General features: G+C 64.4%; 23 protein-coding genes and 1 pseudogene. 13 read left to right on the top strand and 11 right to left on the bottom strand.

The features are described from left to right. The first annotated feature begins 24 nt into the window (after positions 1-24). Entirely contained in the window at positions 25-1,038 is a 1,014-nt protein-coding gene (gene ftrA / locus NKI61_RS23885) for a transcriptional regulator FtrA (RefSeq protein ID WP_352841150.1), read from the top strand. Here ftrA and NKI61_RS23880 read toward each other — a convergent pair. Continuing rightward, entirely contained in the window at positions 1,035-2,174 is a 1,140-nt protein-coding gene (locus NKI61_RS23880; RefSeq protein WP_352841145.1) for a citrate/2-methylcitrate synthase, read from the bottom strand. The genes ftrA and NKI61_RS23880 overlap by 4 nt on opposite strands. A gap of 93 nt (positions 2,175-2,267) precedes the next feature. On the opposite strand from NKI61_RS23880, the gene NKI61_RS23875 reads away from it, so the two are divergent. The 9 genes and pseudogenes from NKI61_RS23875 to NKI61_RS23835 all read left to right on the top strand — a co-directional run bounded on the left by NKI61_RS23875 (position 2,268) and on the right by NKI61_RS23835 (position 13,151). Beyond that, positions 2,268-3,356 (top strand): citrate synthase/methylcitrate synthase, encoded by a 1,089-nt coding sequence (locus NKI61_RS23875; RefSeq protein WP_352841143.1) that lies wholly within the window; start codon positions 2,268-2,270, stop codon positions 3,354-3,356. A 374-nt stretch (positions 3,357-3,730) separates the two neighbouring features. Then, positions 3,731-4,862: pseudogene (locus tag NKI61_RS23870) on the top strand (patatin-like phospholipase family protein). A gap of 510 nt (positions 4,863-5,372) precedes the next feature. Next, positions 5,373-6,551: an efflux RND transporter periplasmic adaptor subunit gene (locus tag NKI61_RS23865; RefSeq protein ID WP_352841140.1), complete on the top strand. Its 1,179-nt coding sequence runs from the start codon at positions 5,373-5,375 to the stop codon at positions 6,549-6,551. 65 nt (positions 6,552-6,616) lie between these two features. Then, entirely contained in the window at positions 6,617-9,781 is a 3,165-nt protein-coding gene (locus NKI61_RS23860; RefSeq protein WP_352841137.1) for an efflux RND transporter permease subunit, read from the top strand. Between the two features lie 96 nt (positions 9,782-9,877). Further along, positions 9,878-10,036, top strand: a complete 159-nt coding sequence (locus tag NKI61_RS23855) for a DUF3309 family protein (protein ID WP_023734747.1) — start codon at positions 9,878-9,880, stop codon at positions 10,034-10,036. Positions 10,037-10,365: 329 nt separating this feature from the next. Beyond that, positions 10,366-10,782, top strand: a complete 417-nt coding sequence (locus NKI61_RS23850; protein ID WP_352841136.1) for a DOPA 4,5-dioxygenase family protein — start codon at positions 10,366-10,368, stop codon at positions 10,780-10,782. A gap of 532 nt (positions 10,783-11,314) precedes the next feature. Continuing rightward, positions 11,315-11,923, top strand: coding sequence for a hypothetical protein (locus tag NKI61_RS23845; RefSeq protein ID WP_023748314.1), 609 nt, complete (start codon positions 11,315-11,317; stop codon positions 11,921-11,923). Next, the gene (locus tag NKI61_RS23840) at positions 11,920-12,312 is read left to right on the top strand and encodes a phage holin family protein (protein ID WP_023693628.1); all 393 of its coding nucleotides are present in this window, start codon (positions 11,920-11,922) and stop codon (positions 12,310-12,312) included. The genes NKI61_RS23845 and NKI61_RS23840 overlap by 4 nt, the downstream gene beginning before the upstream one ends. A gap of 56 nt (positions 12,313-12,368) precedes the next feature. Further along, positions 12,369-13,151, top strand: a complete 783-nt coding sequence (locus NKI61_RS23835) for a hypothetical protein (RefSeq protein ID WP_245261172.1) — start codon at positions 12,369-12,371, stop codon at positions 13,149-13,151. Positions 13,152-13,427: 276 nt separating this feature from the next. On the opposite strand, the gene NKI61_RS23830 is transcribed toward NKI61_RS23835, so the two are convergent. The 5 genes from NKI61_RS23830 to NKI61_RS23810 all read right to left on the bottom strand — a co-directional run bounded on the left by NKI61_RS23830 (position 13,428) and on the right by NKI61_RS23810 (position 18,368). Next, positions 13,428-13,673 carry a MoaD/ThiS family protein gene (locus NKI61_RS23830; protein ID WP_023684042.1) on the bottom strand — a complete coding sequence of 82 codons (246 nt, stop codon included), beginning with the start codon at positions 13,671-13,673 and terminating at the stop codon, positions 13,428-13,430. 24 nt (positions 13,674-13,697) lie between these two features. After that, positions 13,698-15,962: a xanthine dehydrogenase family protein molybdopterin-binding subunit gene (locus tag NKI61_RS23825; RefSeq protein ID WP_352841133.1), complete on the bottom strand. Its 2,265-nt coding sequence runs from the start codon at positions 15,960-15,962 to the stop codon at positions 13,698-13,700. Then, positions 15,959-16,441, bottom strand: coding sequence for a (2Fe-2S)-binding protein (locus NKI61_RS23820; RefSeq protein ID WP_023684040.1), 483 nt, complete (start codon positions 16,439-16,441; stop codon positions 15,959-15,961). The genes NKI61_RS23825 and NKI61_RS23820 overlap by 4 nt, the downstream gene beginning before the upstream one ends. Then, complete coding sequence (locus tag NKI61_RS23815; protein WP_023708567.1) at positions 16,441-17,301, bottom strand: FAD binding domain-containing protein; 861 nt, start codon at positions 17,299-17,301, stop codon at positions 16,441-16,443. Before NKI61_RS23815 ends, NKI61_RS23820 begins: the two co-directional genes overlap by 1 nt. Before the next feature lie 110 nt (positions 17,302-17,411). Beyond that, positions 17,412-18,368 (bottom strand): SDR family oxidoreductase, encoded by a 957-nt coding sequence (locus tag NKI61_RS23810; protein ID WP_352841131.1) that lies wholly within the window; start codon positions 18,366-18,368, stop codon positions 17,412-17,414. A gap of 95 nt (positions 18,369-18,463) precedes the next feature. Between NKI61_RS23810 and NKI61_RS23805 the strand changes: the two genes are divergently transcribed. Then, on the top strand, positions 18,464-19,372 hold the full coding sequence (locus NKI61_RS23805; RefSeq protein WP_023748316.1) for a LysR family transcriptional regulator: 909 nt from the start codon (positions 18,464-18,466) through the stop codon (positions 19,370-19,372). Here NKI61_RS23805 and NKI61_RS23800 read toward each other — a convergent pair. The 3 genes from NKI61_RS23800 to NKI61_RS23790 form a co-directional block, all read right to left on the bottom strand. Continuing rightward, positions 19,336-20,511, bottom strand: a complete 1,176-nt coding sequence (locus NKI61_RS23800; protein WP_352841128.1) for an MFS transporter — start codon at positions 20,509-20,511, stop codon at positions 19,336-19,338. The genes NKI61_RS23805 and NKI61_RS23800 overlap by 37 nt on opposite strands. A 326-nt stretch (positions 20,512-20,837) precedes the next feature. Further along, a complete protein-coding gene (locus NKI61_RS23795) occupies positions 20,838-21,146 on the bottom strand; it encodes a DUF1244 domain-containing protein (protein ID WP_023708572.1) in 309 nt (102 codons plus the stop codon). Between the two features lie 12 nt (positions 21,147-21,158). After that, positions 21,159-21,956 (bottom strand): N-formylglutamate amidohydrolase, encoded by a 798-nt coding sequence (locus NKI61_RS23790; RefSeq protein ID WP_352841125.1) that lies wholly within the window; start codon positions 21,954-21,956, stop codon positions 21,159-21,161. A gap of 246 nt (positions 21,957-22,202) precedes the next feature. Between NKI61_RS23790 and NKI61_RS23785 the strand changes: the two genes are divergently transcribed. Next, a complete protein-coding gene (locus tag NKI61_RS23785; RefSeq protein WP_023673118.1) occupies positions 22,203-22,691 on the top strand; it encodes a DUF1036 domain-containing protein in 489 nt (162 codons plus the stop codon). After that, the gene (pyk, locus tag NKI61_RS23780) at positions 22,688-24,133 is read left to right on the top strand and encodes a pyruvate kinase (protein ID WP_023708574.1); all 1,446 of its coding nucleotides are present in this window, start codon (positions 22,688-22,690) and stop codon (positions 24,131-24,133) included. Before NKI61_RS23785 ends, pyk begins: the two co-directional genes overlap by 4 nt. Here the strand turns inward: pyk and NKI61_RS23775 are convergent. Both NKI61_RS23775 and NKI61_RS23770 read right to left on the bottom strand, forming a co-directional pair. After that, entirely contained in the window at positions 24,091-24,597 is a 507-nt protein-coding gene (locus NKI61_RS23775; RefSeq protein WP_023708575.1) for a hypothetical protein, read from the bottom strand. The genes pyk and NKI61_RS23775 overlap by 43 nt on opposite strands. A 5-nt stretch (positions 24,598-24,602) precedes the next feature. After that, entirely contained in the window at positions 24,603-25,667 is a 1,065-nt protein-coding gene (locus NKI61_RS23770) for an alpha/beta fold hydrolase (protein ID WP_352841147.1), read from the bottom strand. Positions 25,668-25,691 lie beyond the last annotated feature (24 nt).

Genomic DNA, 25,691 nt, shown 5'->3' with positions numbered 1-25,691 from the left:
GCAGGGCGATTGCAGCTGGCAGCTTTGCCATATATCGTCAAGATCATGCCATCCTCTGCGAATCCGCGCCCTGCCAACCCTCTTGTCGTTGCCGTTGCCTATGACGGGCTGTGCACGTTCGAGTTTGGCGTGGCGGTTGAGATCTTCGCCTTGCCCCGGCCGGAAATGGGTGAGGATTGGTACCGTTTTGCCGTTGCCGGGATCGATGGCGGTGAAATGCGCGCGCTGGGCGGCGTGCGTATTGTTGCCGACGGCGGGATCGATCTGATCGGCCAGGCCGGCACGGTGATCGTACCGGGATGGCGCGGAACGGAGGCTCCGGTGCCGCCGGCGCTGATCGAGGCGCTGCGGAAGGCGAGCGAGCGCGGCGCTCGCATTCTTTCGATCTGTTCGGGCGTGTTCGTGCTTGCGGCGGCCGGCCTGCTTGCGGGCAAAAGAGCGACCACGCACTGGCGCTACAGCGAGAAGCTGACGGAGATGTACCCCGACATCACCGTGATTCCGGACGTTTTGTACATCGATGAGGGCAATGTGCTGACATCGGCAGGCAGTGCCGCGGGCATCGACCTCTGCCTGCATCTGGTCCGGCGCGACTTCGGCACCAAGGCGGCAAACATGGTGGCGCGTCGCCTGGTGGTGCCGCCGCATCGCGACGGCGGCCAGGCGCAGTATGTCGAGAGCTCCGTTCCCGAGCCGCACGAACGCAGCCGGCTTGGACCGTTGATCGACAGGATGCGCGCCGATATTTCTGCCGACTATCCCGTCGCCATCTTGGCCGAGCTTGCCGGGATGAGCGAGCGGACATTCCTGCGCCGGTTCGCGGCCGCGACCGGCGTCACGCCGGCGCGCTGGCTGCTGTCGGAACGGCTTTCGCGGGCGCGCACGCTGCTGGAAGACACCGCCATGCCGATCGAACGGATTGCCGAGACCGCCGGCTTTGGCGCGGCAGGCACGCTGCGGCATCATTTTCGTCAGCAGTTCGCCACGACGCCCGTCGCGTACCGTGCGCGGTTCGGGAACACGGCCAGGTCGGCTTAGGTCACGCGTCCCTCATAGCGGCCACGCGGCCTGATGATGCTGCCGCTAATGATCTGTTCGACCATATGCGCGGCCCAGCCGACACTGCGTCCGAGCGCAAACAGCTGGAACGGTGCATCGCGCGGCAAGCCAAGGCCGCGCGTTAGTGTGGCCAGGGCGAAGTCGATGTTGGGCTGGGCACCGACCGCCGCCATGGCGGCTTTTTGCAGCTGTTGCAGCGTCTCGTCGACAGGGATGACTGCCAGAAGTGCGGTGGCACGGGGATCGCCGTCGGGATAGAGCGGATGGCCGAACGCCGGCAAGGGCCGATCATGGCCGAGCCAGCGCCGGATCGCCGCATCCGCGCCGTGGGCTGCTGCATCTTCAGCCAGTTGCATCACCGCTTCGCCGGCACCACCGTGGCGCGGGCCGGACAGCGTTGCCAGGCCGGCCAGGAGGCATGCGGCAGGCGAGGCGCCTGTGGACGCTGCGACGCGGGCGGCGAAGGTCGATGCGTTGAGTTCATGATCGGCGAGCAGGACGAGGGCGCAGCGGATCGCTTCCGCGCCGGCATCATCCACCGACCAGCCCTGCGCCAGGCGCTTATGGACGGGCGCTGTGCCGGTTTCGGCGCCCAGCGACTGCGCCAGCGCTCCGACTGTGCGCGCGGCCTCGGTGCACAGCGAGGCGGCGCTGCGTCCTAGCGAAGGCCGCCCGTGGCCTGCAAGCATGGCAAGCTGCGCAAAGGCCGAGGCGCGGCCGACTGGATGAGGCGCTTCAGATGACGGAGCTTTGAAAGCCACCGGTTCAGGCGAGGCCCAGAGCACAGCTGCGGTTTCCTCCAGCGTCGCCGCTTTGGAGAGCGCAACGGCGTCTTGCCCTCGATAGATCAGTCGACCGTGCAGCACAGTCGAAATCGCGGTGACAATCGAGGGTTCGCCCCAGGCAATCGCACTTTCGGCGATGGCCGACGGACTGCGGCCGCGCGCCCGGCGGGTCGCCAGTGCGGCGATGTCGTCGGCGCGGTACTGGCTGCGGCGCGGGTCGCTCTCATCCGGCCGCATGCCGATGCGGCCACGGCTGACATAGGCGTAGAGCGTCTGCGGCCGGACCTTGAGCCTTTCCAGCGCCTCTTCCCGCGACAGCCATTCGGACATTTTCAGCCCATACATTGATTATATTGATCAAGATTGATCGAGGCGCAGCCTAACCCTTATCTCCCATGCAGAAAAGCTGCAAGGAGATGAGATATGGCGAACGGGCTCGATGATGTGGTGGCGGCGGAGACCGTGCTCTCCGATGTCGATGGCCTTGGCGGCCGCCTGACGATCCGCGGTCATTCGCTGCCGGAATTGGCGGGACGCTGGCGCTATGCGCAAGTGGTTCGCCTGTTGCTCGACGGCTTCTTCGACGGCCTTCCCGGCGATGCCGAACTGGCAGCGAGGCTGGGCAAGGCTCGCGTCGAGGTGTTCGAGCGGCTTGCGCCCTCGCTGCCGCTGCTCGCACCGCTTGAGATCTATAGCGCCATGCGCGCCGGCATGGCGCTGCTGCCGGATGGCGAGACGCTGACGGACGCCTTGCGGCTGATCGCGGCGCCCGCCGTGCTGACGCCGGCTCTGCTGCGGCTGGCGCGCGGCGAGCAGCCGACCGCACCTGACGCCAAGGCCGATCATGCCGCCGACATGCTGAGGATGCTCGAGGGATCCGTCCCGTCGCCGGCGCTGGCAAGGGCACTCGACACCTATCTGGTGACCGTGTGCGATCACGGCCTCAACGCCTCGACCTTTGCCACCCGCGTCGTCGCATCGACGCTGGCAGGGCTGACATCGTCGGTGCTGGCCGGGCTCGGCGCGCTCAAGGGGCCGCTGCACGGCGGCGCGCCCGGCCCGGTGATCGAGATGCTCGATGCAATCCAGGCGCATGGCGACGCGGCCGGTTGGCTGCGCGAGAAGGTCGCGCATGGCGAGCGCATCATGGGTTTCGGCCATCGTATCTACCGCGTGCGCGATCCGCGCGCCGATGTACTGAAAGCCGTCGTGCGGCAGCTCGGCAGCGAGGGTGAAGCCGGCCGCCGCCTGGCCTTCGCCGAACAGGTCGAGCACACGGCGCTCGAAGTGCTGCGGATCGCCAAGCCGCAGCGCTCGCTGCAGACCAACGTCGAGTTTTACACAGCGCTTGTGCTTGAGGCGGCTGGCTTTCCGCCACAGGCGTTCAGCAATGTCTTTGCCGCCGGACGTGTCGCCGGCTGGATCGCGCATGCGCGCGAACAGCAGACGACGGGGCGGCTGATCCGTCCACAGTCGCGCTATGTCGGGCCGGTGCCGAAGCTTGTCGCTTGAGGTTTTTGCGAAGAGGACCCCACCCTAGCTTGCCGGGGCGAGCCACGGGTCTCGCCCGTCCTTCGGACCCCCACAAGGGGGGAGGGAAGCTGCCGCGCGCCGCCGAAACGTCGGTGGTTTGCTGAGATCAGCGTCTACCAAGTCTCCCTCCCCCTTGTGGGGAGGGATCAAGGGTGGGGGTATTCGTAGGGCCAAGACCTGGGCGTGGAGGACCATTCCCCATGACCAAAATTTCATGTGATCACGCGACCGTGTTCGTGTTCTTGCCTTGGTCATCGCTTATATGCTGCACTGCAATATAAGTCCGCTGCCGTCGAACCCGCCCGATTTCCGGGCGGAATGAGGCAGCAGCGACCAAACCGAACAGGAACGCCATGACCAAAAACGGCAAGGCGGAGGAAACGAAGAAGATCAACATCGCGCTGCAGGGCGGCGGCTCGCACGGGGCTTTCTCCTGGGGCGTACTCGACCGGCTGCTGGAGGATGGCAGGCTCGACATTTCAGCCGTGTCCGGCACCAGCGCCGGCGCGATGAATGCGGTGGCGCTGGCCGATGGTTTTGTGCGCGGCGGCGTCGAGGGTGCACGGCAAAAGCTCGACGACTTCTGGCGCGCGGTGGCGGCCAAGGGCCGCTTCAGCCCGGTGCAGCGCATGCCGTGGGACGTCGCCTGGGGCAACTGGTCGATCGAGAACACGCCCGGCTATTTCTTCTTCGACACCATGTCCCGAGTGTTTTCGCCCTATGTCGCCAATCCCCTGGGCTTGAACCCGCTGCGCGACGTGGTCGAGCAGGAGATCGATTTCAAAAATGTTCACGCCTGCAAGTCGATGGAGCTGTTCATTTCGGCGACCAATGTCGAGACCGGCCAGCTGCGCGTCTTTTCCGATGGTGAGATCGACCTCGACACGGTGATGGCCTCGGCCTGCCTGCCGCAATTGTTCCGCGCCGTCGAGATCAAGGGCGTGCCCTATTGGGATGGCGGCTATGGTCGGCAATCCGGCGCTGTTCCCGTTCTTCAAGACGGCGGCGACCGAGGATGTGCTTTTGGTGCAGATCAATCCGGTGGTGCGCGAAGGCACGCCGAAAAGCGCCAACGAAATCCAGAACCGCATCGACGAGATCACCTTCAATGCCGGGCTGCTGAACGAATTCCGCTCGATCGCCTTCGTCAAGGAACTGATCGCCGCCGGCCGGCTGCCGCCTGGCGAATACCGCGACATCCGCATGCACCGCATCGATGCCGACGAGGCGTTCAAGGATCTGTCGGCGTCATCCAAGGTCAACGCCGAATGGGCTTTTTTGACCTATTTGCGCGACCTTGGCCGCATAGCGGCGAGCGACTGGCTGGAGGAGAATTACGACGCCGTCGGCAAGCGGCCGACGCTCGATCTTTCCGGCGAACTCGATGACGGCTTCAAACCGGTGCACGGGCCGGCACCGGGACGGCGGGTGAAGGAATTTCTCGCCGCCCGCAAAAAGCCGGACGCGGAACGCCGGCGGGCCTGAGTCCGCCCGGATCGATCAAGACGATCAGCGAAGTGATCGGAAAATCGGAGTAGCGCCGATGACTTTCCGTCCCGGAACAACCGTTGCGTGTGACGGTATACAAAATCATACTGACGCCTGCTGCCATTCACTGAGTGGCTACGCAGGTCGCGCCCACATTTGAGCGTCAAGGCACAGGAGAATGTCAGTGCTCAAAACGCCTTGAAAACAAAGCGCCTCCAACACCCGTATGGTTCCGAGACTGTGGTTCTGTCGCCTGACGGGGCGCTGACAAAACCGTTTCCCGTTGGCCACACTACATCGCCTGGCACAATGTTCCTGCAACTTTTCGACTGTATCGCGATGCAACTTTGATGTAGAAGCGCGGCTTGGCCGTTCACGGCAAATTGAACACGGCCTGGCGCGCACCCATATCGGCGACGCGCCCGAGTTGGAAGACACGGTAGCTGTTAGACGACGGACACCCTGTTGGATAACGACTTGGCCGAACCCCGCAGTGGAAAAACAATGATGCCGAAGATCAGGTTTCACAAGCTTGCCGCTATTGTCGTGCTCATCGGCTTCGCCGGCTGGATGGGAACAGGCGCGTTCTCGTCCGTCGGCAGCGCCGCTGTCGAAGGTGCTGGCAAGGCAGGCGATCAGGCCAAGCCGGGCGATCAGGCCAAGGCACCGGATGCAACCAAGACCGCCGAGGCCGAACCGAAGGCGCCGCTGCGCACCGTCGCGGTGGTGACGCCGCCGCGCAAGACCTATGCCCGCGCCATCCGCATTTCCGGGCTGACCGAGGCCGACAAGCGCGCCGTGCTGGCGACGCGTGTCGCCGGCGTCATCGAAAAGCTGCCGGTCAAGCAGGGCGATCACGTCAAGACCGGCGATCTGGTGCTGATGCTTGCGGCGGAAGAAAAGATCTCGATGGTCGACAATGCCAAGCAGCTCGTCGTGCAGCGCCAGGCTGAACTCGAAGCGTCGCTTCGGCTCATGAAGACCGGCAATCTGCCCAAGCTGCAGCTCGACACGGCGCGTTCGAACCTGACCGCTGCGCAGTCGCAGCTGGAAACGGCGCAGGCCGAACTCGACCGCAATCTGGTCAAGGCGCCCTTCGACGGCGTCATCGACCGGGTGCCGGTGGAGCTCGGCAGTTCCGTCATGCAGGGCGGCGAGGTGGCAACCATCCTCAAGCTCGATCCGGTGATTGCGCGCGGTGAAGTCAGCGAACGCGACCTCGGCTATCTCAAGCTCGGCGACAAGGCTGCTGTGCGGCTGGTCAGCGGCCAGACCGTCGAAGGCACCGTGCGCTACATCAGCCGCGACGCCTCGTCGGCGACGCGCACCTTCCGCGTCGAGATCGCCGTCCCCAATGCCGACGGCTCGGTGCCGGCCGGCATGACGGCAGAGATTGCGCTCAGCGCGCAGCCGACCGACGCCGTCATGTTGCCGCGCTCCGTGGTGACGCTGGGCGACAAGGGAGACCTCGGCATCCGCGCCGTCGACAAGGACAACAAGGTGGTGTTCTTCCCGATCGACCTGGTCGATGACTCGCCGAAGGGCCTGGTGCTTGGCGGCATTCCCGCCGATGCCCGCGTCATCGTCGCCGGCCAGGAGCTCGTCAAGGAAGGGGACGTCGTCAAGCCGGTCGAGGCCGACCAGGCGACCATCCAGAAACTGTTGGGCGAAGCGACAACGCAGTAGCGCCGGGTGGCCCCGGGCGGGGACAACCGGCCGCCATGCGGCTCCTGAAATCTTGAGAACAGGCCATGGATATCGTCAAACTCGCGATCAACAATGCCCGGCTGACCATTGCGGTGCTGGTCTTCCTGCTGCTGGCGGGCTGGGTCGCCTATCAGTCGACACCGAAGGAAGCGGAACCCGACGTTCCTACCCCTTATGTTTATATAAATGTTGCCTATCAAGGCATCGCGCCCGAAGACGCTGAAAGACTTCTGCTTAGGCCTCTGGAGGCAAAGCTTAAGAGTCTCAAGGGGTTAAAGGAGATGAAATCATCCGCCTATCAGGGCGGTGCCTTTGTCTTCCTTGAGTTTCTGCCGTCTATAAAAGTCGACACCGCGGTGACTGATACACGCTCGAAGGTTCAGGACGCGAAGGCTGACCTTCCCCAAGCGGCAGAAGAACCGGTTGTTACCGAGGTCAACATTTCCGAGTTTCCCGTCCTGGTCGTCACGCTGTCCGGCGATGTGCCCGAGCGTGTGCTTACGGCGGCGGCGCGCGAACTGCGCGACCGCATCGAGGAAGTCCCGGGCGTTCTTGAGGGCACCATACAAGGCGCGCGCGACGATCTCGTCGAGGTCGTCATCGACCCGATGAAGCTGTCCTCCTACGGCCTGCAGCTCGACCAGTTGATCGGCGCGGTCGGCGCTTCCAACAGCCTGGTCGCCGCCGGCAATATCGAGGGTTCGGAAGGCAAATACGCGGTCAAGGTGCCGTCGCTGATCGAGACACCCGAGGATGTCGCGTCCTTGCCGGTGGTCGCCGGCCCCAATGCCGTCGTGCAGGCGAAGGACATCGCCACGGTGCGTTCGACCTTCGCCGACGCCGAGACCATCACTCGCCTCAACGGCAAGCCGGCCATCGCCATCGAAGTCAAGAAGCGCATCGGCGCCAACCTGATCGACACGCTGGCCAAGGTGCGGGAAGTGTCCGACGCCTACGTCAAGACGATGCCGGAAGGCATGAACATCACCTACACGCAGGACAAGTCTGTCTTCGTCAACCAGCTGCTGGGCGACCTGCAGAACCACGTGATGATCGCCGTCATCCTGGTGTTCATCGTCATCCTCTATGCGCTGTCGGGCCGCGCCTCGCTGCTGATCGGGCTTGCCATTCCGTCATCCTTCCTGATCGGCATCCTGCTGCTTGCGATGATGGGCTACACGATCAACATGATCGTGCTGTTCAGCCTTATCCTGGCGGTCGGCATGCTGGTCGACGACGCCATCATCGTCACCGAATTCGCCGAACGGCGCATGGGCGAAGGCATGCCGAAGGCGGAAGCCTTCACGCTTGCCGCCAAGCGCATGGCCGGTCCGGTCATCGCCGCGACGATGACGCGCATCGCGGCGTTTTCGCCGCTGCTGTTCTGGCCCGGCATCATCGGCGACTTCATGAAATACATGCCGATCACGCTGATCGTCACGCTGTCGGCCTCGATGCTTTATGCGCTGGTGTTCGCGCCGACGCTGGGCGCGCTCTTCGCCAAGGCGCCGGAGCATCACGAGGAACACGATCGCGACGGCTGGTACATGGCGCTGGTCAAGCAGGCGGTGCGCTTCCCCATCACCGTGCTGGTGCTTACCGCCGTGCTTTTGACCGGCGTTGGCTTCGCCTATTCCAAATACGGCGCCGGCGTCGAGTTCTTCCCCAGCGTCGAGCCCGACTACGGCCTGCTCTATGTGCATGCCCGCGGCAATCTCTCGCTGGCCGAAATGGATACGGCAACCAGGATCGCCGAAAACCGGCTGCTCGGCTGGCCCGGCGTGAAATCGGTCTACACCCGCGTCGGCAAGACGCAGGGCGGCGGACAGGACGTGCCGGAGGACGTCGTCGGCGTCATCCAGTATGAGTTCATCGACTGGCGCGAGCGCAAATCGGCGAACCATATCCTGGACGAGTTGCGCACTGTGATGGCCGGCATTCCCGGCGTAGATGTCGAGGTGCGCGTGCCGGAGGCCGGTCCTCCGACGGGCAAGGCGGTCCAGCTCCGGCTTTCGGCCATCGATCCCAAAGGGCTCGACGACCAGGCCCGCGCGGTTGCGGCGCGCATCGCCAAGGTGCCCGGCGTCATCGACGTTTCCGACGGCCTGCCGCCGCCCGGCGTCGACTGGGCGCTCGAGGTCGACCGCGCCAAGGCGGCGCAGTACGGCATCAGCCCGACGGCCGTCGGCACCGTGGTGCAACTGGTGACCAATGGGTTGAAGCTGTCGGAATACCGGCCGGCCGGCGCCGACGATGCCGTCGATATCCGCCTGCGCCTGCCAGAAGACCGGCGCACGCTGTCGACGCTCGACGAGCTCCGGGTGCAGACCGCGCAAGGATCGGTGCCGATCTCCAACTTCGTCGTGCGCAAACCGGAGCCGACCGTCGGCATCCTCAACCGCATCGACGGCGCCCGCACCGTGGTCGTCCAGGCCAACGTCGCCGCCGGTAACCAGGTTGCGGCGGTGCAGGCGGAGGTGACCAAGGCGGTCACCGACATGAAGCTCGACAACGGCATACGCTGGAAGCTCGCCGGCTCCAACGAGGACAGCGCCGAAGCCAGCGCCTTCCTCGGCAAGGCCTTCGGTGCGGCGATCTTCCTGATCTTCCTGGTGCTATTGATGCAGTTCAACAAGTTCACCAGCGTGCTGCTTGTGCTGTCCTGCGTGGTCATGGCGACGATCGGCGTGTTCCTGGGGCTGCTGCTGACCGGCGAAGCCTTCGGCATCGTCATGTCGGGCATCGGCGTCATCGCGCTGGCCGGCGTGGTGGTGAACAACAACATCGTGCTCATCGACACCTATGACCGGCTGCGCGAAGAGGGCTGGGACAAGATGGAGGCGGTGCTGCAGACCTGCCGCGAACGTGCCCGCCCGGTGGTGCTGACGGCGGTCTCGGCCATCCTCGGCGTGCTGCCGATCGCCTTTGGCCTCGGCCTTGAAATCTTCCATCACGAGACGACGATCAACGCGCCGTCGACGCAATGGTGGATTTCGCTGTCCTCGGCCATCGTCTTCGGCCTGTCGTTCGCCACGCTGCTGACGCTGGTGGTGACGCCGTCGATGCTGATGATCTTCACGCGCAGCAAGAACAGCCGCTTCTACGCGTTCTTCCGCCGGCTGTTCGGCCGCGAAAAGAAAAGGGATGCGTCCACAGGGCCGAAGCCGCTCGATGAGCCGGCAATCGCCTTCCCGAAAGCCGCGGAATAGCTGCATTCGACCAGTCAGACGAAAGGCCGTCCGGAACAACCGGGCGGCCTTTTGCATTGTCCCCTCGTATCCGACCAGCAAGGCGAGGGACTCTTAATGACCGTCAGCACCATCCTCATCATCGTTCTAGTCCTGATCCTGATCGGCGCCGTACCGGCCTGGCCACACTCGCGCTCCTGGGGTTATGGGCCATCGGGCATCGTCGGCATTGTGCTGGTGGTGCTGCTGATCCTGGTGCTGATGGGCAGGGTTTGATTGGACAGCGATCTCTGCGATCAGCGTTTCCTCGCCCCATGAACTGCAGTGCAACCGCATAAGACTGGCTTGCGCTCTACGAATACCCCCACCCTCAATCCCTCCCCACAAGGGGGAGGGAAGCCCTGTAGGCGCTGACCTGTGAAAACAGCACAGGTTCGACGCTAAAATGGGTGCCATGCGGCAGCGTCCCCTCCCCCTTGTGGGGAGGGCTAGGGTGGGGGTCCTCTTCGCAAGAGTCCCGATAGCGGCACGCCACGCCCCCCTTGGCCGAGCCGCTCCCTTGCGTATACGCTGCCGGCACGACAATCGCCGAGGGAGCCATCAAGGTGAACACCGCCAGCCCGCCAAGACCCCTCGCCGAAATCGCCAGCTATCACGCCCACATCTACTATGACGGACAAACCGAGCGCCAACATGCCGAATGGCTGCGCCTGCGCATCGGCGAACGCTTCCGCGTGCGCCTCGGCAATTGGCACGACAAACAGGTCGGCCCGCACGAGCAGGCCATGTACCAGGTCTCCTTCGCCACCGAAATTTTCGCATCGCTGGTGCCGTGGCTGATGCTTAACCATGGCGGCCTCAGCATCCTCATCCACCCCAACACCACCAACCCCAAGCGCGACCATCTGGTCGATCCGATCTGGATCGGGCGGCCGCTGGGGGTGCACGGTGAGGTGCTCGGCGAGGACGATAAGGCGGAAGAGGCGCTGGAGGTGAATACGGAGCCGACGCTGGGGGCGTAGGGAGGCGTTCTGCAAAGTAGAGACTTGGCCTTGGAGACGCGTTCACCAATAGCCCAGTTCAGGCATGCATGACCGGCCGCTTTACGCCTCAAGCCGTATCCTATGCCTTCATCATTGCTTCGTCGAAGATGCCGAACCAGCGTGGGGCCGTTGGAGCGATGGACCGTCGATGGATGGCAAGGGAGAGTTCTCCCTGGTCGCCGGTACGCCGAGGCGGGGCCGCCGAATAGGCAAAAGATTGCAATACAGGACGCAGCCGGCACTCGGTTCCCGCGGAGTCGGGCGCACCGGTTCGTACGGGAGCAACTGGCGCTCCGCACGAGGGACAGGCAACTCACTGGTGACTGGGTGCGTGCCTGACGAAGCTCTTCGTTTCGGCTGAGATAAATGCTCTCACTTACGGAACATCGCAGGTTCGTCGAAGTTGGAAAGCCACGGAGGACGTGCACATGAACAGTGTAATCTATCTTATCGGCCTTATCGTCGTCGTGCTCGCGGTCCTCTCCTTCCTCGGTTTTCACTAGGTGGCCTCATGCAGCATGAGAAGGATCAGGGCGGACAGCCCACCGATTTCGACAAGGCGAAAAGCGACGTCTCCGAAAGACTTCGCCAGGAAAATGAGCGTGCCAGCGAGTTGCTTCACGACGCGCGGGACGAGGTGACCCGCAAGGCTGGCGACTATGCATCTGAAGCCACGCAGGTCATCTCCGACAAGGCGGAGGAGGCGCAGCGCGACATCGGATCGAGCTTGGCGGCGTTGGGTGGTGCACTGCGAGCGGCCAGCGATCACCTTGCCAGCAACGATGAAAGGAACGCATCGAAGTTCGCTTTGGATGCTGCCAGTGGCCTTGAGCGGCTTTCATCGTCCTTGAAACAGAAGCCCTTTAGCCAAGTCCTTGATGACGTGCAGTCCTTCGGCCGGCAAAATCCCGGTGTCCTGCTTGCGGGATCGGTGTTGGCCGGATTGGCTCTCGGGCGGTTCATCAAGGCTTCTCCGCCGGCAAGGCCCGATTCTGAGGCCGCTCCGGGAAGCCTCAAATCACACACCGATCAGCCACAGGGTTGGTCCGCTGATCGTCCACAAGATTTTGGCGTGGTCGGCGATGATGGGGCCACGCAGATCGCGGAGCAGGACAGATGAATAACCAGGACAATCCCAGCCTTGCCGGGCTAGTCACCGATTTGGCCCAGAATGTCACCACTCTGGTGCAAACCGAGGCGAGGCTGTTTCGGGCCGAGCTCTCTGAAAAGCTTACCAAAGCCGGAGCAGGTGCCGCGGAAGTGCTGGGCGGCGCGATTTGCCTGCTCGCCGCGCTCTTGGTGTTGCTGCAGGCGCTCATTATCGCACTGACGCGGGCAGGGCTTGGCGCGGGGTGGTCTTCCCTGCTGGTCGGTGTGGTCGTGGCGGTCCTCGGCGTCATCCTGCTGCGGACCGGGACGGCCAGCATGGCGCCTTCGGAACTTACCCCCGACCGGACCCAGGGACAGCTGAAGCGCGACGCGAGCGCGATTAAGGAACAGGTGAGATGAAAGAGAAATTCGCAGCCGAACTTGAACGCGAGGCCGAGGCGGCTCGCGCCCGGGTGATGGAGACCGCCGAATCCATTCGAGGCAAGATGACGCCGGGACAATTGCTGGATGAGTTCACCGGGCTGTTCTCGGGAGGGGAGAGCGCGGCCATGCTCAGCAATCTCAGAACGCAGGTCCGAGACAATCCTTTGCCGGTCACCATGGTGGGCGCAGGTCTGGCCTGGCTGATGTTCGGCAGCGGTGCCTCAAACACCGCCCACCGTTCGGCTGGCTATCCATTGCCTTCAGCGCCGGGACGACATGATGTAGCAGGGGAGCGCGGCGGTTTGGGCGGCACGCTGTCCGACGCCGCGGAATCGCTCTCCTCGAGCGCTACCAGCGTCGGCGACACCATATCGAGCACCGCAAGAGCCGCTGCGGCGGGTCTGACGGGAAGCGCTGCCAATGCAAGCTCGACGACTGGGGACATGGCGGCGAAAGCCAGCCGCTCCGCGCAAGATCTGTTGGAGGACCAACCCTTGGCCGTAGCGGCCGTCGGTCTCGCCATCGGCGCCGCTATAGGTGCAATGCTGCCCCATACCGCAACGGAGGACGAGCAACTAGGCGCCTATGGCGACAAGCTTCGCGATTCCGCCGAAACTTTGCTCAATAGGGGCCTCGATGAGGCCAAGCAGGTCGCCGCCGAAGCCTATGAGACCATCAAGCAGGAAGCTGGCCGGCAAGATATGGAAGCAGACACGATAGCCGATCAGCTCGGCGAGATCGTGAAGTCCACAGCAGACAAGACCGAGCATGCCGTGCGCGAACGAATTTCCGATACGTCTCAGCGCCAAACCTAGCTTGATGATCCTGGATCAACGATAGCCGGCCTCTCCAGAAAGGGGCCGGTGTTGTCCGTCAAACGGTGACCCGCTCGAGTCACTTCAGAGCCGTGTGCGGACTGATGTCCCTTGCCGATAGTAATCCAGCGGATCAGGTTCTCTGGATTGTTGGCCAACCCGCCGCCGATAAGACGCGGTCAGCAAAACTGGCATCTAGGCGAGGACCGACATTGCACTTGAAGTTCGCAGACCGAGGATGCCGGTCCGCTCTGGGACGTAGGGCGACACCCCACTTCACCCCCCAGCCAGCCGCGGCAGCAGAAAAATCTCCGCCCCCGGCGGCAGTTCCTTCGACCACGTATCGCGATAAATCGTCCCGTCGATCGCCACCGCGATGCCCTTCTCGATCCAGGGCTCGATGCCGGGATACTGTTCAGCCAGTTTCCTGAACAGCTCCCTGATGTCCTTGGCCTCGACCTCGACCTTGCTCTGGCCGCCGGCGAGCTGGCCCAGCGCGCCCCAGAGCGTCACTTCGACCATTAGGGCAAGAACCTCATTTTTGCCCTAGCCTCCCCGTTCCGCCTCGATCGCGGCGAGGACCCTTGGCGGCGACATCGGGATGTGGGTCATGCGCACGCCGGCGGCGTTGGAGACCGCGTTGGCGATCGCCGCCAGCGGCGGCACGATCGAGGTTTCGCCGACGCCGCGCACGCCATAGGGGTGGTTGGGGTTGGGGATCTCGAGGATCTGCGTGTCGATCATCGGCAGGTCCGAGCAGACCGGGATGCGATAGTCGAGGAAGCCGGCATTCTGGAGGCGCCCGTCCTTGCCGTAGATATACTCCTCGTTGAGCGCCCAGCCGATGCCTTGCGCGGCGCCGCCCTGGTACTGGCCCTCGACATAGGTGGGGTGCACCGCCTTGCCGGCATCCTGGATCACCGTGTAGCGGATCACCCTGGTCGAGCCGGTATCGGGGTCGACCTCGATGTCGCATATATGGGTGGCGAAGGAGACGCCGGCGCCGTCGGCGACGAGCTCGCTGTGGCCGGCGATCGGCCCGCCGGTCTTGCCGGAAGCGGCGGCGATCTCCTTCAGCGACAGGGCTGCAAGGTTGCCGTATTTCTCGCCCTTGGCGATGGCGTGGCCGTTTTCCCAGACCACGTCGTCGACGGGGATGTCCCACGTCTGGGCGGCGCGCTCACGCAGGATCTTGATCGCGTTGCGGGCGGCCGAGATGGTCGCCATCGAGGACGAGAAGGTGCCGCGGCTGCCGTCGGTCATGTCGTTGTAGCCAAGCGAGGACGTGTCGGCGACCACCGCCTTGAGCTGGGCATAGTCGATGCCGAGCTCCTCCGCCGCCACCAGCGACAGCGACGCGCGCGAACCGCCGACATCCACCGTGCCGACGGCCAGCGACACCGAGCCGTCCATGCCGATGTTCAGGTCCACGCAGGTCTGGCCGCCGAAGTTGAACCAGAAGCCGCAGGCCATGCCGCGCCCCTGGTTCTTGCCCAGCGGCGCCTTCATGTGCGGATGGTGCTTGGCCGCCTCCAGCGTCGGGCCGATGCCGATCGGGCCGTAGACCGGGCCGTAGGAAGAGCGGGTGCCTTCCTGCGCGGCGTTCTTGATGCGGAACTCGACCGGATCCATGCCAAGCTCCTTGGCCAGTTCGTCGACGGCGCTTTCCACCGCGAACGCAGCCATGGGTGCCGAGGGTGCGCGATAGGCCGCAGTCTTCGGTCGGTTGACCAGCACTTCGAAGCCGACCGTCTGGACGTTATCCAGCTTGTAACAGGCGAACGCCGTCATGGCGCCGATCTCGGCCCAGGTCCCGGCATAGGGGCCGCTGGTGTAGCGCAGCGTCGCTTCGGCGGCAGTGATGGTGCCATCCTTGCGGGCGCCGATCTTGACGTCGATCGAGGTCGCGCTGGTCGGACCCGAGGCGCGGAACACCTCGTCGCGGGTCATCACCAGCTTCACCGGCCGGCCTGCCTTGCGCGACAAAGCGAGCGCCACCGGCTCGGCCCAGACATGGGTCTTGCCGCCGAAGCCGCCGCCGATTTCAGACGAGGTGACGCGCAGCTTCGAGGCTTCCAGCCCGAGCAATTGCGCACAATGCTGGCGGTAGACGAAATGGCCCTGCGTGCAGACCCAGAGGTCGGCGGTGCCGTCGGACGAGACGCTCGCCACGCAGGCATGCGGCTCGATATAGCCCTGGTGCGTCTGCTCGGTCTTGAAGGAGCGCTCGACGATGACATCGGCGTGGCCAAAGCCCTGATGGACATCGCCATGGCCAAACTGGCTGCGCTTGGTGACGTTGGACGGCTTTACCGGCTTTTCCTCGAGACCCTCGGTGAAGATGGTGTCGTTGATCAAGGGGGCGGTGTGCTTCATCGCCTCGTCGACATCGGTGACATGCGGCAACAGCTCGTATTCGACCTCGATGAGCTTCAGCGCCTGCCTGGCCGTGCGGGCATCGACGGCGGCGACCGCGGCCACGGCGTGGCCGTCATAGAGCGCCTTGCCGCGCGCCATGCAATTGTCGAGGACGTCGTACATGGCGGCATCGCCATCGGTGAGATCGGGCAGGTCGGCGGCGGTGATCACCGCTTTCACGCCGGGGAGCTTTTCCGCCTTCGAGGTGTCGATCTTGAGGAGTTTCGCGTGGGCGTGCGGGCTGCGCAGAACACGCCCGACCAGCTGTCCAGCCATGTTGAAGTCGGCGCCGTAGCGGGCGCGTCCGGTCACCTTGTCGACGCCGTCGGGACGGATAGGCCGCGTGCCGACGGATGAGAATTTGCGGCCCGAAAAGCGTGGATCGAAGTTCATGCGTGTGCTCCCTTCATCACGTTGGCCGCATCCTGCACCGCGCGCACGATCTTGTCGTAGCCGGTGCAGCGGCAGAGGTTTCCGGCGAGGCCGAAGCGGATTTCTTCCTCGGTCGGATCGGGGTTCTTGGCCAGGAGGTCCTTCGCCGCGATCAGGAAGCCCGGCGTGCAGATGCCGCATTGCAAGGCTGCGTGTTCGAGGAATTTCTGCTGCAGCGGATGCAACTGATCGCCATGCGCCATGCCTTCGACGGTCTCGATATGCCGGCCTTCGGCTTCAGCGCCAAGCACAAGGCAGGAGCAGACCAGCCGATTGTCGAGAATGATCGAGCAGGCGCCGCAGTCGCCCGTGCCGCAGCCTTCCTTGGCGCCGGTCAGGCCGAGCCGATCGCGCAGGACGTCGAGCAACGTCTCGTCGGGCTGGCAAAGGTATTCGACGTGATCGCCGTTGATTGTCGTTGAAACTGCTACACCGGCCATCATTTGCCTCCTGCGCGTGCGTAGGCGGTCGTCGCGGCCCGTCCGGCCAGCACGCCCGCAACTTTTCGTCTGAACTCGATGGTACCGCGCTTGTCGTCGATGGGGCGGCAGGCCCCAGCGCAGATCTTGGCGAGCCGCTCAAGTGCCGCCTCATCCAGCTTCCTGCCGATGAGAGCCTCGGCTGCTTCTTCCACCAGAAGCACGGTCGGGGCCGCGGCGCCCAGCGCGACGCGGGCGGCTGTTATGACGCCATGCTCGTCGAGCGTCAGCTTCACGCCGGCGCTGACCACCGCGATGTCCATCTCGGTGCGCGGAATGAATCTGAGGTAGGCGTCGCCCGAACGCGGCGCGCGCTTGTCGAGCAGGATCGCCTCGACGATCTCACCCTTGGTGAGCGAGGTCTTGCCAGGCCCGATCGGCACAGCCTCGACCGGAATGGTGCGCTTGCCCGAGGGACCGGCAACCGCGGCCTTTGCGGCGGCGGCCACCAAGGCCGGGACGCTGTCGGCGGCCGGCGATGCGTTGCACAGATTGCCAACGATGGTGCAGCGGCCCTGGACCTGCTTGGAGCCGATCAGCTTCGCCGCTTCGACGACACCGGGCCAGGCCTTCTTCAGAACCGAGCTCTCGCCCAGGACGGCGCAGGGGACGGCGGCGCCGATGCTGAAGCCGTCGGCCGTCTCCCTGATCTCGCTCAAGCCCTCGATCGCCTTGATGTCGACGATCAGGTCGGGATTGACAAACCCGCCCTTCATCCGAACGAGGAGGTCACTGCCTCCAGCGAGAATGGCTGATGTGCCGGAAGCGTCGGCCAGCAGGCCAACGGCGTCTTCGATTGAAAGCGGACGTATGTAACGCATCGTCTCCCCTTGGTGATGGTGATCTCGCCGACCGTTATAAACAGTCTCCTCATAATGACCATCCGGTTGCTGATTTCCAGCGATTGGGCCAGCACCGCGAGAGATTTTGTCTAGGCGGCGTCTTTTGCACGGTCGAGGCTGATGCCGATGTCCTTCAAGGCCTCGGCCACGGCCTCGTCCAGCGGGGTGTGCGGGACTTCGCCGATGATGCCTTCCAGCCGGTCGGACACGAGCCGGTGCGGTTCGAAGCGCAGATAGGACATCGAGACGATCTCGCGCCACATCGCCACGAACGGGCTGCCGGCGCGCAGCACCCACCAGGGCATGAAGGTCAGTTTCAGCGGGCGGCCAAGCGCCTTCTCGGCCGCGGCCTTGATGTCCATGTCGGTGACGGCGTGGCCGGGGAAGTTGAGCGTCTCAAAGAAACCGAGCTTGCCCTGATTACGCGCCAGGCCGACGAAGCCGATGGCGAAGTCCGGCAAATAGGCCCATTCGTGCACGAGGTTGGCGGGGCCAGGCGCTGTGTAGACGTCCTTGTTCATCTTGCCGGTGACGACGAGGTCGAACCATGATCCGCTGCCGGTGCCGCCGAAGAAATCGCCGGCGCGCAGGATGATGGTGCGGACGCGGCCGGCATTGGCCTCGCGGCGAAACAGCGCTTCCATGGCGCAGCGGATGCGGCCCTTCTCGGTGGTCGGGCGGAACGGCGTGTCTTCCGTGACGAGCTGAGGCATCGGCGAGCCGTAATTATAGACGGTGCCGGGGAAAAGTTGCAGCGCGCCATTGGCATGGCAGGCGGCCATGACGTTCTCCGCCATCGGCAGGCATTTGCCCCAGTCGGTGTAGATCGGGTTGAGACCGTTGAAGACGATGTCGACACCCTGCGTGGCGCGGATCAGCGCCTCGCGGTCGAGTGCATCTCCGGTGACGGCGGTGGCGCCCTTGAGTTCGGCCGGCACCTTGCCGGTGCGGGTGACGGCGCGGACGTCGAAACCGGCGTCGATGAAGGCCTTGCCAACCACGCGGCCGAGCCGGCCATTGGCGCCTAGAATTGCGATCTTGGTCATTTTTCTTCTCCGTGTCTGTGTTTGCACGGCGAATATGATGCGTTCATACGCGAATGAAAATTGACTATGGATGCAGATTTATTATTCATAAATGAATGGAAGACATCGACTGGAACCTGATCAAGAGTTTCGTCACCGTGGCGGAGACCGGCAGCCTGTCGGCCGCGGCGCGCAAACTGTCGGCCAGCCAACCGACGCTCGGGCGTCACATCGGTGAGCTCGAACAGGCGTTGGGCGTCACCTTGTTCCGGCGCGGGCGGCGCGGCTATGCACTGACGGAAGCAGGCGCCACGCTGTTCGAACGCGGCAGAGCGGTGAGCGAGCAGGCGAGCGCGTTCTCACTATTGGCATTGGGCTCGGTCGAGGCGATCGAAGGCACGGTGCGCATTGCCGCCAGCGAGGTGGTGGCGGCCTATGTGCTGCCGAGGATGACGGCGCGGCTCGGCATCGAGGAACCCGGCATCGAGGTCGAGATCGTCGCCTCGAACCAGGTCGAGAACCTGCTGCGAAGGGATGCCGACATCGCCATCCGCATGGTCAAGCCGGCGCAGAACGAGCTGACGGCGCGCAAGGTCTGCGATATCAAGCTCTGCTGCTGCGCGGCGAAATCCTATCTCGACAGGCACGGACGCCCGCTCAAGCCTGCCGACCTTCTCGACCATCCGCTGATCGGCTTCGACCGCAGCGACGAGATGATCCGGGGCTTTACCCAGGCCGGCATCCCCGTCACCCGAAGCAGTTTCCGCTTCAGGACCGACAACCAGATCGTTCTGTGGGAAGCGCTGCGGGCGGGAAACGGCGTCGGTCTTGGCCAGGAGCCGCTGGCGGACAGCGACCCGTCGCTGGAGAAACTGCTGCTCGGCCTGCCACTGCCCAGCCTGCCGGTGTGGCTGGCCATGCATCGCGACGTGCGCACCAGCGTGCGCATCCGCCGCGTAGCGGATTTCCTCTACGAGGAGCTGAAGCGCTATTCGGCGGGGGCGGCCGCGAATTCGGCGCGGTGAGCGAGCCCGGCCATCAACAGCACGACGACCAGCAGCGCCGACATGGCGACGAAAATCGGGCCGAAGCTCGAATGCTCGGCAACGAAGCCGATCGCCGACGGCGCCACCAATATACCGGAATAGCCCATGGTGGTGACGACGCTCATGCCGGTGCCCGACGACATGCCTTCCTGATTGCCGCCGGCCGAGAAGATGATCGGCACCATATTGGCGATGCCGAAGCCGCACAGGGCAAAAGCCGCGATGGCGATCCAGGGCGAAGGCGACAGGCCGGCGACCAGCATGCCGGCGGCGGCGACCACCGCCGAGCCGCGCAGCGTGGCCACCGCGCCGAAGCGGTTGCGCACGCCGTCGCCGAAAAAGCGCATGACAGCCATGACGCCGGAGAAGGCGGCGTAGGCAAGGCCGGCGATGGCGAGGTCGGCGCCGAGCTCCTGCCGGAGATAAAGCGCTGCCCAGTCGAGCACGGCGCCCTCGGAAATCATCGTCAGCAGCGCCATCAGCCCGACAAGATAGACCAGCGGGTTGGCCGGCAGCGTTAATCTGTGATGCTCGGCGGCCTGCGGCTTGTCCTCGGCGATGAGGTAGCCGACCGCCACGGCAATGACGGCAAAAGCTATGACCGTGACCACAGCCGCATGGGCGAGGTGGCCGTAAGTCTGGATGGCGTAACCGCCCAGACCGCCACCGGCGAAACCGCCGAGGCTCCAGAAGCCGTGCGAGGACGACATGATGGCGCGGGACAGCCGGCGCTCGACCACCACGGCATTGGCGTTCATGGCGACATCCATGCCGCCGATCGAGCCGCCGAAGATGATCATGGCGATCGACGCCAGCGGCACGTTGGGCGCCAGCGCCACGACCAGCAGGCCGAGGCTGCCGCACAGGCCGAACCAGCGCAACACGGTGCGCGAGCCATGCCTGGAGATCAGATGGCCGCACCAGCTCATGGCCGCGACCGCGCCGACGCCGAACAGAAGGATCAGCAGGCCGAGGGTGAATTTCGAGATGTCGAGCCGGGTCAGGAACACCGGAATCTGCGGCGCCCAGCTGCCGGTCAGGAAGCCGTTGGCGAGGAAGATCGCGGCTACGGCCCATCGCCCCTGAAGGGCGCTCTGCATGGTGTCTTGCGCGTTCATGGCCCGAATCCGGTCAAAGAATGGCTTTGCGCGGCAAATTAGATCGATTCAATTTCTCGTCAAGCGCTTGGCTGCGAAAAGCTTGTGGGCCACATCTAAGGGGAGAAACCGTTAGGCAGCGTTCCTTCGCGCCCCCCTCTGTCCTGCCGGACATCTCCCCCACAAGTGGGGAGATTGGCGGCTTCGGCGCCTCGCTTATTCTTGCACCGCTGGCGATTGGCTAGAGCCTGCGTGACCGCCAATCTCCCCCCAAGTGGGGGAGATGTCCGGCAGGACAGAGGGGGGCGCTGTCCCGCCGACGTCAATCCTGTGAACCGCGCGCTACTTCAGTGATCCCTCGGTCGTCTTGCCACTAACTCCGCTTTCTTGGCGTCCGAAGCCTCGGTCTGGTTCAGCGCCTGCCATTGCGCATAGGGCATGCCGTAGACGATTTCGCGCGACTGGTCCTTGCCGAGATCGACGCCCTCGGCCTCAGCGGCTTCGCGGTACCAGTTCGACAGGCAGTTGCGGCAGAAGCCGGCGAGGTTCATCAGGTCTATGTTTTGCACATCGCTGCGCTCGCGCAGATGCTCGACCAGCCGGCGGAAGGCCGCGGCCTCGAAATCGCGTTTCTGGTCATCGCTGAGTTCGGTCATTGCCTTGGATCCTCACAGCGGCCCGGTGCGCGAGCCGAACATCTTCACCTGATGTATATCGGGACGGCGGTCGATGGCGTCAACGATCGGCGCCAGCCGTTGCGCCCAGGCCAGCGCCCCCTTGCTGTCTGATATCAGGTCCTGGCGGATCTCGATCAGCGCATGGGCAAAGCCGTTGGCGATGGCGTGCTTGAACATGGTGTCGCCGCGCAACGCGCCGTCATAGGGTTCATTGTCGCCGACGACGAGGTTTTTATCCTGCGCCAGCATGTCGATCAGCGGCCGCGCCACGCGGTCGTCGAGGTCCCACAATATGCCGACATGCCAACGGCGGATGAAGCCCTGCATGACAGGGGTGAAGGAGTGTACGGAGAAGATGAACGGTGCTTTGCCTGAGGCGTGCGCCACCGACGCGATCATGGCGCCGACCGCGTCCTGATAAGGCCGGTAGAAGCCGTCGAGCCGCCTTTCGCGTTCTTGCGGCGCCATAGGGTAGTTTCCCGGCACGACGGTGCCGTCATAGAGCTGGCGGATCAGCGTCGGGTCGTCCTCGCCGCGATTGGGATCAATCAGCAGCCGCGAAAAATTGGCAATCACCGCCGGCACGTCGAGCGCCGCCGCCAGTTCGCGCGTCACCGTCTCGACACCGATGTCGTAGGCAATATGGCGATTGAGTTCCGCCGCCGGCAGGCCGAGACTGCCATACTCCTCCGGCAGGTCGCGGCGGGCATGGTCGGCGACAAGCACGATGCCTCGCTTGCGGTCGCCTTCGACGATGTCGAAAGGCGCGAAAACTGTGGATCGGGTCATTGGCTGGAAAGGTCTGTTCGCTGGCTTCCGGGGAGGGTGGTATCGTCATTCCCACGAGGAGGACGGTTGCGCAATGCCGTTGTTTGGCCACGGTTTCTGCGAAAATCCGGTCACGCGCGGCAGATCGCGTGTCGGGGGCCTTTCTAAATCGATTGGAATTGGACAGAACGGCGCGTTGACATGCGCCCGGACTTTTCCGAAAAGGGGCGTTGAGAGATGCAGATGACGTTATTGAGGGGTTTCGGGATGGGTTCCGCCGGCAGGCCGCGTGCGCGCACCGCCTTTGCCGTGCCGCTCCTGACCCTGACGCTAGGGCTCACCGCGCTGGTCGCGGCCTCGCCAGCCCGCGCCGATTTCCGCGTCTGCAACGCCACGCAGAACCTGGTCGGCGTCGGCATCGGCTACCGCGCCAAGGCAGGCTGGATCACCGAGGGGTGGTGGCACATCGAAGGATCGAGCTGCAAGACGCTGATCGAAGGTCCGCTGTCATCGAGGTTTTACTATCTTTATGCAGAAGACGCCGAGCGCGGCGGGCGCTGGGATGGCCCGATCAACATGTGCGTGGCCGAAAAAGAATTCAAGATTGCCGGCGTTACCGATTGCGTCGCCCGGGGCTTCCAGCGCGCCGGATTCCAGGAATATGACACGGGCGAGCAGGCAAGCTGGATGGTCCAGCTGACCGATGAGTCCACAACGGGAGGCGCTCCAGCCGCCCCGGGAACAAACAGTCAATGAGACGTAGCCGCAAGGTCAAGATCCTCGCCACCATCGGTCCGGCCTCCTCGTCCGAGGAGATGCTGCAGAAGCTGTTCGAAGCCGGCGCCGATGTCTTCCGCATCAATATGAGCCACACCGATCACGAGTTGATGCGCACGCTGGTCGGCCGCATCCGTGCCGTCGAGGAAAAGGTCGGCCGTCCGATCGGCATCCTGGCCGATTTGCAGGGACCGAAGCTGCGCGTCGGCAAGTTCGCCAACGGCAAGGAGGTGCTGACGCCGGGCCAGACCTTCACACTCGACAACAATCCCGAGCCCGGCACGTCGATGCGGGTCTACCTGCCGCATCCCGAAATCCTGAGTTCGGTCGAGGCCGGCCACCGTCTGTTGATCGATGACGGCAAGCTGGAGCTCAGGGCGGTGAAGAGCGACGGCAAGTCGATCACCTGCGCGGTCGTCGCCGGCACCACCATTTCCGACAAGAAGGGCGTCAGCCTGCCCGACACCGACCTGCCGGTCGGTGCGCTGACCGAAAAAGACCGCAAGGACCTCGATGCGGTGCTGGCGGAAAGCGTCGACTGGGTGGCGCTGTCGTTCGTGCAGCGGCCGGAGGATTTGGCGGAAGCCCGCAAGATCGCGCGCGGCCGGGCGCTTATCATGGCCAAGATCGAAAAGCCGCAGGCGGTAGCCCGGCTGGCCGAAATCATCGAACTCTCCGACGCGCTGATGGTCGCCCGCGGCGATCTCGGCGTGGAAATGCCGCTCGAAGCCGTGCCGGGCATCCAGAAGCAGATCACGCGCGCCGCGCGCCGCGCCGGCAAGCCGGTGGTGGTCGCCACGCAAATGCTGGAATCGATGATCACCGCGCCGGTGCCGACCCGCGCCGAGGTCTCCGACGTGTCGATCGCCGTGTTCGAGGGCGCCGACGCCATCATGCTTTCAGCCGAATCCGCTGCCGGCGCCTATCCGGTCGAGGCGGTGGCGATGATGAACCGCATCGCCACCAAGGTCGAAACCGACCCGACCTATGCCGGCATCATCAACGCGCAGCGCTCGGAACCGGAAGCAACCGGCGCCGACGCCATTTCGCTCGCCGCCCGCGAGATTGCCGAGACGCTGAAACTGTCGGCGATCATCACCTATACGGCGTCGGGCACCACCGGCCTGCGCGCCGCGCGCGAGCGGCCGCAAGTGCCGATCATCGCGCTGTCGCCGATCCTCAACACGGCGCGGCGGCTGTCGCTTTTGTGGGGCACGCATTGCGTCGTCTCGCCCGACGCCAGCGACCTCGACGACATGGTCGACCGCGCCTGCCGGATCGCTTTCGAAGAGGGGTTCGGCCAGCCGGGCGACCGTGTCATCATCACGGCGGGCGTGCCGCTGAGGACGCCGGGTTCGACCAACATGCTGCGCATCGCCTATGTCGGATCGGACGTGCAGGCCACCCGCAACATAGGCTGAGACCTCGTCACAGTCCGCAGCGCTCTTGCCGCACCTTCGGCGTGATCGATACGCTGAAGGAAGCGGCGTGCCCGTGGAACGGGGTCGTGCAGGTACTGGTCCGGACCCAGCATCTTTCGCCGGTTGAGTTCGACTGTGTCGAGCAGATCGAAATCGACCGTGGCGATCGTGCAGTGCCACCCGGGATTGCGCGACGCCCAGCCCCTCTCGTGGTGTTCCAAAAGCTGCTCGCGGGCGGAATAGCCGTGATAGTCGAACGCGATCAGGCCGTTGGTCGCGTAAATATGGTTCCCGGAAAAGCCCTCGCCAGGAATAATCCGTTCGCCGTAAAATCCTTCCAGAGGAGCATGCTCGAGAAAGGCGCCGGCAAGAATGGCGCACGCGCCATAACCGAAGAAGATGCGGTCCGGCAACGCCCATCGCTTCTCCGGGTTTCTCTTGATACCGTGTTTCAGGACATACATGGCGATCAGGTCGGGGCCAGTTCCGCGTCGGGCACGGCGTTGTCGGGGCATCGCCCCTCATTGTACGCATCGCCGGCGATCCGTGCTTCCACGGTTTTTGCCATTGCCTGCAGGTCGACGACCTTGCCGGCGACTTTCTCGATCGCGCCGACGACGAGGTCGGAGGCGATCCAGTCCGGCTTGTGGCCGAGATTGTGGACCCAGATCAGTTCGGCGCCGGGGATGTCCCTGACCAGGCCGACCGAATGGATCGAGGCATAGACCACCTTGTCGCGGTCGCCCGAGATGACAATCGTCGGCGCTGTGATCTCGCGGTAATGCGGCGCGGCCTTCAGCGTATAGTCGTAGAGGCCGGCGACATCGATGGCGTTGGCGCGGAAAGCGCCGGGACGCAGCACCAGCGGAATCGAGGCATTGCCGACATAGCCTTCCGGCACCTTGTTGGGAGAAAACACGCAGGCCGTGGCGCCGTCCATCTGCAGCGTGCCTGCCGGATAGGTCAATGTCTCCGAAAACAGCCAGCCGATGATGGGGGTGGCGGTCAGCTTGTAGTACCAGGCGGTCGCGCCGCCCGGCCAGGGGTGGCTGACCGGCGACAGAAAGACCAGCCCGAGCGTCTTCTCCGGGTGTTCGCGGCCAAAGGCGGCGGTGATCACGCCGCCAAAGGAATGGCCGACCATGATCGCATTGTGGATGCCGAGACGGTCCATCAGCCTGGCGATGGTGTCGGCCTGCGCCGACGGGCTCTCATTACCGGGGCCGCGTGCCGACCAGCCGAAGCCCGGCCGGTCGAGGAAGACCATCTCGGCGCGGCCTTCGAGCAAAGGCCTGATCGGCAGCATCTGATCCCTGAGGTTGGCGCTGGCGCCATGGATGAAGACGATCGCCGGCAGCTCGGCATTTTGTGGCGCCGGCACGTGGACATAGTGGATGCGGGTGGCGTCGATGTCGGCAAATTCGCCGGCCGGCGGGTTCCGCCACTCGATCAGCCACGTGCCGGCGCGGGTGACACCGGCCAGGGCAAAGACGAGCGCGAGGAGCAAAGCACAGGCGGCGTAAATGAGGTTCATGCGCGGAGATACGGGGGTGGAGGG

Origin of the sequence: Mesorhizobium sp. M0514, assembly GCF_040321145.1 — a bacterium.
GTDB lineage: Bacteria > Pseudomonadota > Alphaproteobacteria > Rhizobiales > Rhizobiaceae > Mesorhizobium.
Note: the sequence above shows the minus strand (reverse complement) of the source record. Positions and strands in the feature narration are given on the sequence as shown.

What these genes read in the sequence shown, in the direction of transcription:
- NKI61_RS23775 (WP_023708575.1), bottom strand. Translation starts at nt 24,597, where the DNA reads ATGTATGTCCTGAAACACGGTATCAAGAGAAACCCGGAGAAGCGATGG.
- NKI61_RS23845 (WP_023748314.1), top strand. Translation starts at nt 11,315, where the DNA reads ATGCAGCATGAGAAGGATCAGGGCGGACAGCCCACCGATTTCGACAAG.
- NKI61_RS23855 (WP_023734747.1), top strand. Translation starts at nt 9,878, where the DNA reads ATGACCGTCAGCACCATCCTCATCATCGTTCTAGTCCTGATCCTGATC.
- NKI61_RS23840 (WP_023693628.1), top strand. Translation starts at nt 11,920, where the DNA reads ATGAATAACCAGGACAATCCCAGCCTTGCCGGGCTAGTCACCGATTTG.
- NKI61_RS23795 (WP_023708572.1), bottom strand. Translation starts at nt 21,146, where the DNA reads ATGACCGAACTCAGCGATGACCAGAAACGCGATTTCGAGGCCGCGGCC.
- NKI61_RS23770 (WP_352841147.1), bottom strand. Translation starts at nt 25,667, where the DNA reads ATGAACCTCATTTACGCCGCCTGTGCTTTGCTCCTCGCGCTCGTCTTT.
- NKI61_RS23805 (WP_023748316.1), top strand. Translation starts at nt 18,464, where the DNA reads ATGGAAGACATCGACTGGAACCTGATCAAGAGTTTCGTCACCGTGGCG.
- NKI61_RS23820 (WP_023684040.1), bottom strand. Translation starts at nt 16,441, where the DNA reads ATGGCCGGTGTAGCAGTTTCAACGACAATCAACGGCGATCACGTCGAA.
- NKI61_RS23815 (WP_023708567.1), bottom strand. Translation starts at nt 17,301, where the DNA reads ATGCGTTACATACGTCCGCTTTCAATCGAAGACGCCGTTGGCCTGCTG.
- NKI61_RS23810 (WP_352841131.1), bottom strand. Translation starts at nt 18,368, where the DNA reads ATGACCAAGATCGCAATTCTAGGCGCCAATGGCCGGCTCGGCCGCGTG.
- NKI61_RS23830 (WP_023684042.1), bottom strand. Translation starts at nt 13,673, where the DNA reads ATGGTCGAAGTGACGCTCTGGGGCGCGCTGGGCCAGCTCGCCGGCGGC.
- NKI61_RS23785 (WP_023673118.1), top strand. Translation starts at nt 22,203, where the DNA reads ATGGGTTCCGCCGGCAGGCCGCGTGCGCGCACCGCCTTTGCCGTGCCG.
- NKI61_RS23800 (WP_352841128.1), bottom strand. Translation starts at nt 20,511, where the DNA reads ATGAACGCGCAAGACACCATGCAGAGCGCCCTTCAGGGGCGATGGGCC.
- NKI61_RS23860 (WP_352841137.1), top strand. Translation starts at nt 6,617, where the DNA reads ATGGATATCGTCAAACTCGCGATCAACAATGCCCGGCTGACCATTGCG.
- NKI61_RS23865 (WP_352841140.1), top strand. Translation starts at nt 5,373, where the DNA reads ATGCCGAAGATCAGGTTTCACAAGCTTGCCGCTATTGTCGTGCTCATC.
- NKI61_RS23790 (WP_352841125.1), bottom strand. Translation starts at nt 21,956, where the DNA reads ATGACCCGATCCACAGTTTTCGCGCCTTTCGACATCGTCGAAGGCGAC.
- NKI61_RS23880 (WP_352841145.1), bottom strand. Translation starts at nt 2,174, where the DNA reads ATGTCCGAATGGCTGTCGCGGGAAGAGGCGCTGGAAAGGCTCAAGGTC.
- NKI61_RS23875 (WP_352841143.1), top strand. Translation starts at nt 2,268, where the DNA reads ATGGCGAACGGGCTCGATGATGTGGTGGCGGCGGAGACCGTGCTCTCC.
- NKI61_RS23825 (WP_352841133.1), bottom strand. Translation starts at nt 15,962, where the DNA reads ATGAACTTCGATCCACGCTTTTCGGGCCGCAAATTCTCATCCGTCGGC.
- pyk (WP_023708574.1), top strand. Translation starts at nt 22,688, where the DNA reads ATGAGACGTAGCCGCAAGGTCAAGATCCTCGCCACCATCGGTCCGGCC.
- NKI61_RS23835 (WP_245261172.1), top strand. Translation starts at nt 12,369, where the DNA reads ATGGAGACCGCCGAATCCATTCGAGGCAAGATGACGCCGGGACAATTG.